Genomic DNA, 13,456 nt, shown 5'->3' with positions numbered 1-13,456 from the left:
CCACTTCAACTACCATCGCCCGCACACCGCCGCCGGGAACCGCCCGCCCGCCAGCCGCCTCCACACCGGTGTCACCAACGTCATGGCCTCATACACTTAGAGCTCCCAACAGGTTCTGTTGAGTGGCGGTGACTCTCGTTGCGGTGCAGTATGTTTCGCTGTAGCGGCGCCGTGGGTCGTGGATGACGAGTTGTGGGCAGTGATCGAACCGCTACTGCCGGTGCGGGCACCGGGGACGCCGGGGCCGGCGCGGATGGACGACCGACTGGTGTTCCAGGGGATTCCTGTTCGTGCTGTTCACCGGATCGGGTGGGAAGACCTGCCCCAAGAACTCGGCTTCGGGTCCGGCATGACCTGCTGGCGACGAGTGCGGGACTGGCAAGCGGCCGGGGTGTTCGAGGCGATGCATCAGGCGATGCTCACCCACTGCCATACCGCCGGGTTGATCGACTTCGGCCGGGTCATCGCCGATGCCTCGCACGTGCGGGCGAAAAAAAGGGGCGCCGCGACCGGTCCGAGCCCAGTCGACCGCCGCAAAACCGGCTCGAAACACCACATCCTGACCTGCGGAAACGGGCTACCTCTCGCGGTCACGCCGTCGGGTGCCAACGTCAACGACCACCTGATGCTGCCAGAGTTGCTCGACCGGGTCCGGCCGCTGCGCGGCCGAGCGGGTCGGCCACGCCACCGGATCAAGGCGCTGATCGCGGACAAGGGCTACGCCTATTCGCGCGTGTATGCCGACCTGCGGCAACGTCGTATCACCAGCTACATCCCCCGTCGCGGCACCCGCGACAGGGTGACGGGGCGATGGATCGTCGAGCAGTCCCTGGCCCTGCTGCACCAGTACCGGCGCCTGGCGACCCGCTGGGAACGACGCACCGACATCCATCAAGGACTCCTCTACCTCGCCGCCGCCCTCATCTGCTGGCGAAGACTCCGCAACCGAACTCGATAGGTTGCTCTTAGATGACTTCGAAATCGGGGCCTCGCTTTCTGTCTCGGGTTGAGCTTGGCGCGGCGGTGAGAGGGAGTGCCCGAGCAGGAACGCGCAGTAGCGACGTGAGTATCGCTGCCAGACACGCAAGCGACCGGCTGGCAGTAGTGGCGATGCCTCTGCAATGGGGAGCGGAGCGCTGTTCTGCATACGTATGTCCACCCTAATCACGGATGTGAGACACGATCGTACCCGCAGACAATTGTGTTGCATTTGTGGAAGTCTGCTTATCTACGGCTATCGGCGAATGCAGGTTCATGAACCCAGCACCTCAAAAAGCGTGATAGCATGATTGCATCCAACCGGGGGCGGTTGTTCATCTGCGGTGTCCGACCCGAGTGAACCCGCCCAGCGCACGGCTTAAGGGTCACGCCGGAGTCTGACGAATCTGCAAATAAGGATGCGCACTCCTACTCGGTGCAAGTGCTATTTCGGCTCCCCCTCTGCCGCGCGCGGTCAGCTCTAGTGGCTGATGCCCGGATTGTAAGAACCTTCACCGTCTACATGTCCCGACCTAGGATTACCGTGACAGAACCAGCACCCGCCGATGATGACGGTTTTTATGCCTACATTCCAATTGGTCCGCGCACCTCGCCTGGAAAAATACTGCGGGTACGCACCATTCGCGTGCCGCAACTCCAGCGTGTGAAGCGAGCGTGGCAAGTGGTGTATTCTACTCGCACTAGTCTCGGTGAACCCGTTCCCGCCTCCGGCATCGTCATCACTCCGAGTTCCAAAAGTTTGAACTCATTGCTAGCGTATTGTCCCGCATTCCACGGCCTCGGCGGCCGTTGCGCGCCGTCGCAGCTGCTGGCGGACGGGAGCGAACCGGAAGCCGGTTTTGTCTCGATGGCACTCGAACGCGGCTGGACTGTGGGTGTGCCCGATGGGCTGTGCCTAGGAGTAACAGGTCTGGGACCGCATCATTTCCTCGCCGGGCGTGCGGCCGCTCACACGGTGCTCGACCTCGTGCGCGCAGCGCAGGATCTACTGCTACTGGAGTCTTCGGTCACAAGCTGCGCTTTCTGGGGTTACGGCGTGGGCGGCCGAACGGCAGTTTGGGCTGCCGAACAACAACCGCGATACGCCCCAGAATTGCACCTGTCCGGCGTCGCCGCGGGAGCAGTCATCGCCAACCTACGTAGCCTTCTACCACGACTGGACGGCGGCATCTGGTCGGGACTTGGTTTGGCTGGGCTAATTGGACTTAGTCGTGCCTATGCCCAGATTCCTCTCAACCAGATCCTTAATCAGACCGGCCAATGGGAGGTGCAGCGGGCGGGGAGCCTGAATGCCGCCACAATCCTCGTCTCCTACAACGCCCCTCTAGGGCACTGGTGCAATCGCCCTGACCCGTGGAACGACCCCAGATGGTACCACATTCTGGCCAATGAGACCGCCGGCCGTGAATTTGTTCGTGCGCCCGTTCACCTCTATCACGGCACGGAAGACTCAATCGTTCCGGCATCTATGGGACAAGAACTTTACGCCAAATACAACTCTCTAGGAGTTGATGTCAATTGGCACTGTTATCCTGCCAGCCACTCCGGCGCCGCCACAATTGGGGCGGCCGAATCTATCGACCGTCTCACCGACTAACTTGCATTCTGGCCACCACGTCGGGCTCCGCGTTTCTGCCACGTAAAGCTGAGATCTCGTCGCCGGGGTCGACGGCCCGGCATGAATTCTCCCTTCTCGGACATAGATATCGCCGGACTCAGGGGGGCTGATATCTAATGGCAAGTGAGTTCTCCGGTGCCCCGCAAGCGGCAAGGTGTTTTTCTCCACCGTAGCTAGTTGTTTCTGCGCCCATATACCGCTTCAGCGACAACACCGACGCTGTCAAGCCGTGCTCATCACGCAACGGCTGCCAGATCGTCTGCCTGGTCACACCTGCCTTGGTCATTGCCACGATGAACTCGCAAGGCTGCCCGATCTCCGGCCACGTTGTCTGCCGCATCCTCGAATCGGCAATCTGCGGGAATCACTGCCGCACCAGCTCGCTCCACTCCACGGGCGAGCGCTGCGGCCCGTCCGGCGACAACCCGGCCGCGATCGCCGGGTTCACATACTTTTTCACTGTCTTGCAGTCCAGCCCGAGGCTGGCCGCGATCTGGCTCTGCGAACGACCCGCATGCCAGTGAACCAAGATCTCGACGATATCGACCACGTCTAACGTTCTCCTCGCCAATACGGGCTCCCATCACCATCGAGCGATGGGAGCAGCCAACTCCTGCGAGGACCACACCAGCCGCGACGGCCTTCCCGCTGGGGGATTACGTGAACGCAGCCCTGCCCGAATACGTGAACGGAAAACGGCTACCTGCGGATTTTCGTAAACGCTGACACGTCATCGGATCCGTCGAGCTGTCTAACGGTCCGCCTCAGCAAAAGTTCGTCGCCAAGCTCAATCGACTGCTCGCGCTCGTCGTCGCGGCGACGGAGGAGAACAAAGTTTCTGGTCAATAAGTTCGAGGGTGCGGTGCTATGCATCTTCGGTGCGCCGATTGCTCTCCCGGACAATGCGGCACCGGCGCTGCGGGCGGGCCTGGCGCATCCGGGACGAGGTCATCGCCACCGGCGGACTCGTTATCGGAATCGGTGTGGCGCGCGGACCGGGTGTTTACCGGTGATGTCGCTCCGATACCCGTATGGGGTACACGGTGATCGGCCATGTGGTCAGTGAGCGGCGCGGTTGACCACCGAGGCGAAAGAGGTGCCGCGCCGAATTCTGATGAGCGGGCCCGGTCGTAGAGGCCACAGCCGCGCATGAGCGCGCCAAATGTACGCTCTACGACCATCTTCTACTGTGCGGCTTGCCCGAGGCTCCGATTGCTGGACCGATGTTGAGACCTCCGGCGGCACGGCGCCCGAGACCGCCCCAGCCGATGCCCGGACCGCCGTCAGCGCGATCACCGACGTGTGCACCGCGACGACCAAATCTCCGTCCCGGAATTGAGTGGGGCCTCGGCATCCAGCTTCGCGGCCATCACCTGGCCGCGCTCGATGTGCTCGTCCACTGCGGTGCCGATTTCCCGACCCGAGAGGCCATCGGCCGCCGGATCCGCACAGGTCAATGGGACCGCGGTGATCTCGGGCTGTCCGAGTACCGGGGCTCAGTCGCCGCTGCGGGTACGGAAGACAAGCGCGTCGACCATGTGGCCCGCCGCAGGGCCCGCCCAGGCTACTGCCGATCCGGATCTTGATATCGTCGAAAACAATTCAAGACGCACGCAAAACCGACGACAATGAGTCAGTGCAACTTCTTTTCGTGGAGCCACTTCATCTGGGTGGGTACGAGACTTCGGATTACTCGTTTTGTGTGGGATCGTTTTGTGTGGATCGCTCAACTGCTGAGGAACGCTAATTAGTCCATGGGCCTATATTGGTGCCCGCGAGCCGAAGATCGACATACATGGCCCTATTCTTTCGCCGCATCGCTTCCTTTCGGATATTTGGTTCGTCCGGGGAGTGGTAATACCGTTCTGCCGTTTCGGCGAGATCTCTGGAAAGCCTATAGGCAATGTATCTGCGGGTGTCTTCATCGGCTTTCGCAAACCTTTCTGGTGTTACCACGCGCTGGAAATCATCGAACGTCGCATAGGTTCGCCGCACGGTATCCCAGATCAACGGATCGGTTTCCCAGTTCGCATCACTGCGATTGCGCACGGGTCGGGGAGTGAGGCGGTAGAACATTGCCGCCGATTCAGCGAATTGAGCATTGTGGGCGTTTCGCTCGACGATGCCGAACTGTCGAGAATTTTCGGCCAGGTCCAAGGCGGCGGCAACTCGTTTCAGCGGGCCATATTCCATCGGGTTGTCCTCGGCGGACTGCATGGTCCGAGCATGGGCCTCGGCCGCCCATCTGCGTATTTCTCTGGGAAAACGTGCGACAGCGAGGGCGCCCATGACGTCGGCGCGGTCGGCGCCGAGATTGAGGATAGTAGTCATCGCTGCCGCGGCGGCGCGGGCGTGGGTGCCGTCGAAGTCGCGCACGGCAGCTCTGGCGGCCGCATCGTGCGCATTCTTTCCCAAGGTGAGTCGTCCCATCCAGCCTGCTGCGGCCCCCTGTGGAACGGTTCCTCTAAGTAATTCATAATTCAGGTAGTTCATTTCTTGCATGCGCTTCGAGAAGTGCGTCAACGGTGATGAGCGACGGAACACAAAGGATGCCAAGGGATTCGCATTGAATTCGGCGACATCACGCAAAGCTGTTCCCATGACGTGGCCCGGTGACAGCGAGTAGCGCAGGCTTGCCTCGCCGATCCCGCTGGATGGGCCGCTGGCCGGTGCCGGTTTCCCCTCGAGCGCCGCACGAATCTTCTCTGCGGTCCCGCGCTGGCCGCCGAGCAGGTGAAGATCGAGACGTCGCAGGAGTATGAAGCCCGCGATCAGCACAATCCCCCCGACGAAGATCGCGGCCATGCCGCTGTCCGGTGCCGATCGGAATACATGGTCGAGCACAAGGGTGTAGCAACCGAGGTACGTGGTGTAGACAACCAGTGCCAGGGCATCACCGACCGTGTCGACAAGGTTGCGTACCAGGAATTCCTGGGTGGGGCCGTATATGAATCCGCCGGCTGCGAAACCGAAAATGGCGAGGATCGCGTGGTAGATCGATGACAGTGCGGCGAGGAATATTTTGATAGAAAGGTAGGACATGAACAGCAGGAGAATGGTCCCGAAAATCAGAAGTATCAAGCCGGTGCCGACCTGCCCTAGGCTCGGATTCATGATCTTGGTGTGGGCAAAGGCGTCGCCACAGTCACGCATCCCGTTCGTGACCTGCGCTTCACTGCCCGCCAGTATTCCCGACGACCAGGCCGTTCGGCACCGAGGTGAATCGTCGATCACATGACCGAAATTCCATACCTGCAGCGGATGTCGAGCGAAATTGTCGGCCAAGGTGGTGTCCAGGTCGGCGACAATGGATCTAGGATCCGGGCGGGAGTCGCCGTTGAGCCCCGCCGCCACCGAGATCCCGACATCGCGTCCTTGGGCCAGCAGGCCGTTCGGCGACAAAACAGCGGCCAGCGGATGCGCCAGATAGCCGACCCCAGTCACGGCGACCACCAGCATGGCCACGACCTGCAGTACAGCCTTGGCATGGTATCCGCGGACGATGAACCACGCTACGAAGAAGGCGCCGATCGATGCCGCCACGGCCAGCATGATGGGGGTGGCGATCTGATTCCGCAGGCCGTCCGCAAGTGCATTCAACGGTGTGCTGAGCCAATCGAGCCAGCGAAAGCTCACCACGAAGCCGGTCAGCCAGATCGCACTGATTACGACGACCATGAATACTGTAAACAGGAGTCCTAGCACGACCGCGATCGAAGTCTCGAGGGGGTTGAGAATGCTGCTGTCGGTGGCGAACAGGTAGTTGGACAACGGAATTCCCGAGGAGTCACGGATATCCGTCCAGGCGAGTCCGTCGATCGCTGACGTGCTCCGGCTGCTGGTATTCGTGTCCGATCGCCCGGCGGCGGCACTACCCGAGAGAGGCCAGATCAAAGCCAGAAACAGCAAGTTGATGAGTACACCGGCGGTGACTCGCCTGGGACGGGTGGCGGCGATCCACACCCGACATCGCCCGACTGCGGCCCGCGGCGACCAGCGCATCGGATCCCATGCGTGGAACAGGCCGGAGTCGGGATCAAGTCTCGGCAAGTGCTGTCGCATGTGGCTTCACCTCGCGCGAACCGGGAATGTCAGGTTACATTTTGGTTACGTCGCCGTTGACTACACCATTAAACGGGCCGTTACTTATCGGCGCAATACATCGCGGGATAACGACATTTATAGCTGTCGGGTCAGGTGGCTGTGGCGGCTTGATTTGGGCACACCAGCGTCGTGACCGGCTACCTCGCTTCCCGATGTCCGTGGTGACAGCCTGCGGATTCCTCCCGGAGAACGGTCGCTGGCAGCTGCTGCGGTGTTGCCTAACCGGTAATGCAATACCCCTCTACATGCGGGGGCGGCCGGTGTCCTGGCATTTGTTCGGCTTCGTGGGCGAACGGATCCGAAATACACCGCGAATAAGATCGTCAACCAGGACAAAGACGCCTATCCCACCTCCAAGTGGGCTCGCGCTCTGTCGTCGCCCGCCTGGCTGGACTTCTCGGAGGCTCGCCGACGTGCCGCTGCCGTGAGTCACCCGTCCCGCACGGCCTCGGCAGCTGTCCCCATGTCGATTTCCCGGATGCCACCCGCATGCAACTGCCAGTTCGTCCCGTGGGGTACGGGACTCCACGCAGGTGTGTTGGCGCACGTGTTGGGCACGTACCAGCGGAATCCGGAGTGGAACTCCGGCCTTGCCGTTTTGGATCGCCCCGGCCCCACGGCGGCTGGGAAGGCGCGCAATCGGGGAACTGGGTGGCGGAGTTATGGCAGTTTGCCGCATTCGCTGACTTCTCGATTACTTCGGCACGCATGGCGTGCAGACTGATTTGCCACCGCCGGGACGGGGTGCGCAGCTCGGCGGTGCCTGCGGTCCGGTCCCGGCAGTCATGCGTGCAGATCTGCCGAGCGCAACCCTCGGCATGGCCGGAAACTCGATTCGTACTGTGCTGAGCAAATCATCAGTTACCCGCATTAAGGCTTCTTGCAAGCCGACCGATTGACAACTGCGCGACGGCGGCCTCCTGCGGCTGCGCCGGACCGATGTCGGGCTTTGCGAATGTTCGTGACTAATCGCGAGCCCTGCCCGCGTCTTCGTGACCGCGGTGGCTGTGGATACCGGCAGTTGGAAGTGAGGGAGCGATCAGTGTGCGACCGCCGGTGGGACTTCCCCCGACCCACGCATCAGCAAACGGGTTGAGATGACCTCGTGTTGTGGTGGGTGATGTGCGCCGTCCAGTCGGCTGAAAAGAATCTCGGCAGCGGTACGGCCGACCGCGGCAGGATTCTGGACGACGGCGGTAAGCGCGGGGTGCAACAGTTCGGCGAGGGGTAGATCGTCGAAGCCCACTACGGCGATGTCGGATTGCAATCCGAGCTTCTGTTGCGCGCGTAGCAGCCCCACAGTCACGAGGTTCTGCGCACTGAACAGTGCGGTCGGGCGGTCCTTGCGGTGTAACAGGTCGGCGGCTGCGGCCTCTGCCGCCGCGGCGGAGTGAAGGTCGGCGCAGATGAGGGCAGGGTCGAGGGTGATGCCAGCGCGGGCTAGGCCCTCCACATAACCGGCATAGCGCTCGGCGGCGGTCCAGATAGTTCGCAAGTCACCGAGGTATGCGATCCGGCGGTGTCCGTGTGCGGCCAGATGTTCCACCGCCTTGCGTGCGCCGTCGCGGTTATCGACTGTGACACTGTCGACTTCGGTGGTGGCAGGCTTGCGGTCGACGAAGACGATGGGCGTGCCGCGGCGATGCTCGTGCAGCAGCATGCCGTGGTCGCTACCGGCCGGCACCACGATGAGGCCGTCCACACGGCGTGACAACAGTGCGTTGAGCAGCTCCCGTTGGCGGACGGGATCCTCATCACTGCTCACCGCGAATACCAATGTGCCACGTTCGTGGGCGAAATCCTCCACCGCCCGGTGCAATGCCGCGGCATACGGATTGGCGACATCCATGAGCACCAAGCCGATCGCGGCGGTCTTCTGGCCGTGCCTGCGCAGCGTGCTGGCCGCCAGGTTGTGCCGATAGTCGAGCATGGCGGCGGCTGAACTGACCCGTGCGGCCAGTTCGGCGGAAACGCCGCCCTCTCCCCGAATCACGCGAGAGACCGTCTTGATGCTTACCCCGGCGAGGGCGGCCACCTCGCGCATAGTGGCGCCCCGGCGCTTCGTTCGGTCGCGGTCGTCGGGCAGCGACAACGTTGTCAATTGTCGTGACCTCCTTCTTGCATCAGGTGCCTCACATGATTATCCCATGCCAGTCAGATGGCCGAGAAGTACTCTGGACGTCAAACGAGCTACGCCCTATGGTATTTGACAACGTTGTCTAAGCGTCTCTGCAGGAGAACATCGATGTCTTCCCGTGTCACTTCGGCCCGCGTCCTCCGGGTCGTGGCAGCCTGTCTGGCCGTCTCCGCCCTCGTAATCGCCGCCGGTGGCTGCGGCAAGGGATCCTCCGGCGGCAACGAGCGATTCCGAGTCGGTTTGATCACCAAGACCGACACCAACCCGTTCTTCGTCAAGATGAAGGAGGGCGCGCAGAAGGCCGCCGACGCTGCAGGGATCGAGCTGATCACCGCCGCAGGCAAATTCGACGGCGACAACGCCAGCCAGGTGACCGCCGTCGAGAACATGGTGAACGCGGGTGTCAAGGGCATCATGATCACCGCCAGCGACGCCAAGGCGATCGTGCCCTCGATCGAGAAGGCACGCGCCAAGGGGGTCGAGGTGATCGCGCTGGACACCCCGACTGATCCGCAGAGCGCGGTCGATGCGCTATTCGCCACCAACAACTTCACCGCTGGCGTCCTGATAGGCAAGTATGTCAAAGCGGTCGAGGGCGACAAGCCGGTGAAGATAGCCATGATCGATCTGAGCCCCGGCGTGACCGTTGGGGTGTTGCGGCACAACGGTTTTCTTTCCGGTTACGGCGCCGCCCAGACGACTCAGGACATGACTCGAGACATCATCGCCTCGAATGTGGTGTGTGCGCAGCCCGCCCATGGTGATCAAGCAAAGGCGCAAACCGCGATGGAGACATGCTTGCAAAAGGATCCAGACATCAACGTGGTCTACACCATCAACGAACCCTCCGCGCTGGGCGCGTACACCGCGCTGAAGACCGCTGGCAAGGAGAACAATGTACTGATCGTCTCCATCGACGGCGGCTGCGCCGGCGTGCGAGCGGTGAAGGACGGCAAGATCGCGGCCACCTCTCAGCAGTACCCACTGAAGATGGCGGGCGATGGTGTGCAGGCGATCGTAGACCACGCCAGGAACGGCAAGAATACCTCCGGCTACACCGACACCGGCGTCACCCTGATCACCGGTAAGCCGCAGGTCGGCGTCGATTCGAGAGATGTCCAGTACGGCCTGGACAACTGCTGGGGATAGCTACGTCCCGGCTTATTAGAGAGCATCGGAGCAGGAAATCACATGACCGCAACAATCACCTCTCAGTCGCAACTGGAGCCCAATCCGTCGGTGCTCGCACGTGTACTGGCCTTTTCGAATTTCGGCCCGATCGCCGCGATAATCATCGCGGGCGTGTTCTTCGGCGCAGAGTCCGACCGGTTCTTGACCGGCGGCAACTTCTCGCTGATCATCCAGCAAGTAATGGTGGTCGGCACGTTGGCGATCGGCCAGACACTGATCATCCTGACCGCTGGCATCGATCTGTCCAACGGCGCGGTGATGGCACTGGGCAATATCGCCATGACCAAGCTGGCCATAAATAGCGGGATGCCGCCGATCCTGGCGATCTTGCTCGGGCTTCTGATCACCGCTGGATTTGGTTTGCTCAACGGCACCCTTGTGAGCTTTGTGAAGCTTCCGCCGTTCATCGTGACGCTCGGCACCTACGGTATCGCCTTCGCGTTGACCCATCTCTATTCGCAGGAGCAGACCATCTCGGGCCTGCCGGGCCAGCTGACCTTCTTCGACAATACATTCCCGCTGGGCAATACCGACATCACCTATGGCTCGGTGGCGATGCTGGTGTTGTTCGCGATCGCTTGGTACGTGCTGCGGCAGACTTCGGCTGGCCGGCATGTCTACGCGGTCGGCAACAACCCGGAGGCCGCGCGGCTGAGCGGCGTCGGCACCCGACGTGTGCTGCTGGGCGTATATACCGCCGCAGGCCTTCTCTACGGCCTGGCCGCGCTGCTATTGGTGGCGCGCACCGGCGTTGGCGATCCGAACGCCGGGCAGACCGACAACCTCGATTCGATCACCGCGGTGGTGCTCGGCGGCACCAGCCTGTTCGGCGGCCGCGGTAGCGTGATCGGCACACTGCTGGGCGCGCTGATCGTGGGCATCATCCGCAACGGGTTGCAGCTCATCGGCGTCCCGTCGATCTATCAGACTCTTATTACCGGCATCCTGGTGATCGCGGCGGTCGCGGGGGACCAGTTCAACCGTGGGAGGCAGAGGTGAACGACGTGGAGCGGGCTATGGAAGCGAATGCGGAACAGTCGGGTACGGGGCTCGCGGCCAGCACACCGATGGCGGTGCTACAGGCGAGGGGCCTGGTCAAGCGCTATGGGCACGTCACCGCGCTCGACGGTGCCGATTTCGATCTGTACCCCAATGAAATCCTCGCGGTGATCGGTGACAACGGCGCTGGGAAGTCGTCACTCATCAAGGCGCTGTCCGGCGCACTGGAGCCGGACCAAGGTGAGATCCGGCTGGACGGCAGGCGGGTTCATTTCCGCCGACCCATCGACGCCCGACGCGCCGGGATCGAGACCGTCTATCAGGATCTGGCAGTGGCCCCGGCCCTGGGCATCGCCGACAACCTGTTTTTGGGCAGGGAATTGCGATGCAAGGGCGTGCTGGGCTCAGTGTTCCGAATGCTCGACAAAGACCGCATGGTGCGCGAATCCCAGCAGCACATGGCGAATCTAAAAATCGGCATCCGGTCGATGAAGCAGGCGGTGGAGACACTGTCCGGTGGCCAGCGCCAGGGTGTGGCCGTGGCGCGCAGCGCGGCGTTTGCGCGGCACGTGGTGATCATGGACGAGCCGACCGCTGCCCTTGGCGTCAAAGAGACCGGCATGGTGCTGGACCTGATCCGTGAGGTCCGCGACCGTGGCTTGGCGGTAATCGTGATCAGCCACAACATGCCTAACGTGTTCGAGATCGCAGATCGTGTGCATATCCAGCGGCTGGGTCGGCGGGTCGCGGTGATCGAGCCGCACGAATTCTCGATGTCCGACGCCGTCGCGATCATGACCGGGGCCATGGCGGGGGAGGAAGTCACCAATAGCCGTGTCCGCGCCTGACCGTGAAGTGGGCCTGATCGCGGTGGCTGGCGAAGCGCTGATGGATCTGGTGCCCGCAGGATCGGATGGCCGATATCAGGCGGTGCCCGGCGGTAGCCCTGCCAATGTGGCGGTGGGCTTGGCCCGGCTGGCTGTGCCGGTCCGTCTGCTGGCCAGAATCGGGAGCGATCCGTTCGCGCACCGGCTGCGGAAATATCTGCAGGACAATGATGTCCGGCTGGATTGCGCTGTCCAGGCGGTCGAGCGGACCTCGCTCTCGATCGTGTACGTCGATGCTGACGGCACGGCCCGCTACGACTTTCAGATCGATGGCACTGCGGACTGGCAGTGGACCGACAGCGAGTTGGACGGTGCGCTGGACGGCGGGGTTGTCGCGCTGCATGTCGGCTCGCTGGCTGCGATGCTGCCGCCGGGCGCGGCGGTGATACAGCGCCTAGCGGTACGCGCCCGTTCGGCGGTCACCGTGTCCTTCGATCCGAACACGCGCCGACAGTTGATGCTTCGCGCTCGTGCCCGGGAACGCGTGGAGACGATGCTCCCCCTCACCGACGTGGTCAAGGCGAGCGAGGAGGACCTGGCCTGGCTGTACCCACAGCGCAGTCCGGAGGCCGTGCTGCGCGACTGGATTACTCGCGGCCCGGCACTGGTGGTAATCACCCTCGGTTCCGAGGGATGCCTGGCTGCCACCACCGCTGCCCCTGAACGAATCCATGTGCCCGGCAGGCGTATCGAGGTGGTGGACACCATCGGTGCTGGCGACGCGTTCACTTCCGGCCTGCTGGCGGGCCTGCGCGATCGCGACCTGCTCGGGGCGGCGCGCCGGGATGCGTTGCGGACGATGACGGAACCAGACCTGACGGCTGTTCTCGACCAGGCGGTGCTGATCTCCGCGATCACCTGCACCCGCTCTGGCGCCGACCCGCCGAGCGCGGCCGAACTGCGCGGGCGGCGAGTGTGAGCCGAGCTGATGGTCGACCATCAATCGATGAGACCGGACCGGGCGCGTCATCCGAGGGATCGCCGAATTGAAAGCTCGCTGGAAAGTAACCTCGCAGGCGCGGAACGAGTCCACGTTCGCGGGCGAGGTGCCACGCTACAGAGGTGACAAACAGTCGGTGACCGTTTAGCACTGCGGCAGATTTCGGCTGAGGCAGCCGAATCTGTCGCTGCCGGCGATCCGATCACGGCAATAACGGCAGACGAGTCCTGGGTGGCATCGCCGGGTACCTCGGTGACACTGATGTTGAGACCCAGCAGCACTTGGGCGAGGTCGGGGACCACCTCACCAGGGCTTGACGCCGACCTCACTATGGAAGTGGGAACCCCGCCCCGACGGACGCATACCGAATGGGACGGTGCTGACCTCTTAGATGAGCCACAGGCGGTAAAGCCGCTGCTCTTGGCCCAACCGGCCGCAGCGTCGATCCTGCCGCCATCAGTAGAGCGGGATGGGCGCCGCCGTAGGTGATCAGATATATCGACACGCCGCACTCGCCGATGAGGAAGGCTCAAAAGAGGTTTGGGTGCCTCCGGCTTTACCGCTGCGGGGTCGGGTCAGGT

Annotated in this window: 9 protein-coding genes and 1 pseudogene; 7 read left to right on the top strand and 3 right to left on the bottom strand. The window is 62.6% G+C overall.

Annotation, left to right across the window (positions count from 1 at the left end; translation table 11 throughout):
• From ACIA5H_RS35815 to ACIA5H_RS35805, 3 genes and pseudogenes are all read left to right on the top strand, one after another.
• Positions 1–100 (top strand): annotated as a pseudogene (locus ACIA5H_RS35815) (IS481 family transposase); the annotation flags it as partial.
• Between the two features lie 18 nt (positions 101–118).
• Complete coding sequence (locus ACIA5H_RS35810; RefSeq protein WP_397080564.1) at positions 119–958, top strand: IS5 family transposase; 840 nt, start codon at positions 119–121, stop codon at positions 956–958.
• 564 nt (positions 959–1,522) lie between these two features.
• A complete protein-coding gene (locus tag ACIA5H_RS35805; protein ID WP_397080562.1) occupies positions 1,523–2,596 on the top strand; it encodes a lipase family protein in 1,074 nt (357 codons plus the stop codon).
• Between the two features lie 385 nt (positions 2,597–2,981).
• Here the strand turns inward: ACIA5H_RS35805 and ACIA5H_RS35800 are convergent, their stop codons facing one another.
• The 3 genes from ACIA5H_RS35800 to ACIA5H_RS35790 all read right to left on the bottom strand — a co-directional run bounded on the left by ACIA5H_RS35800 (position 2,982) and on the right by ACIA5H_RS35790 (position 8,822).
• Positions 2,982–3,167, bottom strand: a complete 186-nt coding sequence (locus ACIA5H_RS35800) for an integrase (RefSeq protein WP_397080560.1) — start codon at positions 3,165–3,167, stop codon at positions 2,982–2,984.
• A 1,193-nt stretch (positions 3,168–4,360) separates the two neighbouring features.
• Positions 4,361–6,679 carry a hypothetical protein gene (locus ACIA5H_RS35795; protein ID WP_397080558.1) on the bottom strand — a complete coding sequence of 773 codons (2,319 nt, stop codon included), beginning with the start codon at positions 6,677–6,679 and terminating at the stop codon, positions 4,361–4,363.
• 1,081 nt (positions 6,680–7,760) lie between these two features.
• Entirely contained in the window at positions 7,761–8,822 is a 1,062-nt protein-coding gene (locus ACIA5H_RS35790) for a LacI family DNA-binding transcriptional regulator (RefSeq protein ID WP_364438724.1), read from the bottom strand.
• Between the two features lie 144 nt (positions 8,823–8,966).
• On the opposite strand from ACIA5H_RS35790, the gene ACIA5H_RS35785 reads away from it, so the two are divergent.
• The 4 genes from ACIA5H_RS35785 (at position 8,967) to ACIA5H_RS35770 (ending at position 12,854) form a co-directional block, all read left to right on the top strand.
• Complete coding sequence (locus ACIA5H_RS35785; protein ID WP_397080555.1) at positions 8,967–10,007, top strand: sugar ABC transporter substrate-binding protein; 1,041 nt, start codon at positions 8,967–8,969, stop codon at positions 10,005–10,007.
• A gap of 42 nt (positions 10,008–10,049) precedes the next feature.
• Complete coding sequence (locus ACIA5H_RS35780) at positions 10,050–11,048, top strand: ABC transporter permease (RefSeq protein ID WP_364438730.1); 999 nt, start codon at positions 10,050–10,052, stop codon at positions 11,046–11,048.
• 68 nt (positions 11,049–11,116) lie between these two features.
• Positions 11,117–11,896 (top strand): ATP-binding cassette domain-containing protein, encoded by a 780-nt coding sequence (locus ACIA5H_RS35775; protein WP_364438788.1) that lies wholly within the window; start codon positions 11,117–11,119, stop codon positions 11,894–11,896.
• On the top strand, positions 11,883–12,854 hold the full coding sequence (locus ACIA5H_RS35770; protein WP_364438733.1) for a carbohydrate kinase: 972 nt from the start codon (positions 11,883–11,885) through the stop codon (positions 12,852–12,854). Before ACIA5H_RS35775 ends, ACIA5H_RS35770 begins: the two co-directional genes overlap by 14 nt.
• Positions 12,855–13,456 lie beyond the last annotated feature (602 nt).

Source organism: Nocardia sp. NPDC051900, from assembly GCF_044452545.1.
In the GTDB taxonomy this organism is placed as follows: domain Bacteria; phylum Actinomycetota; class Actinomycetes; order Mycobacteriales; family Mycobacteriaceae; genus Nocardia; species Nocardia sichangensis.
The sequence above is the reverse complement of the archived record's forward strand: the minus strand, read 5'-3'. Positions and strand labels throughout refer to the sequence as shown.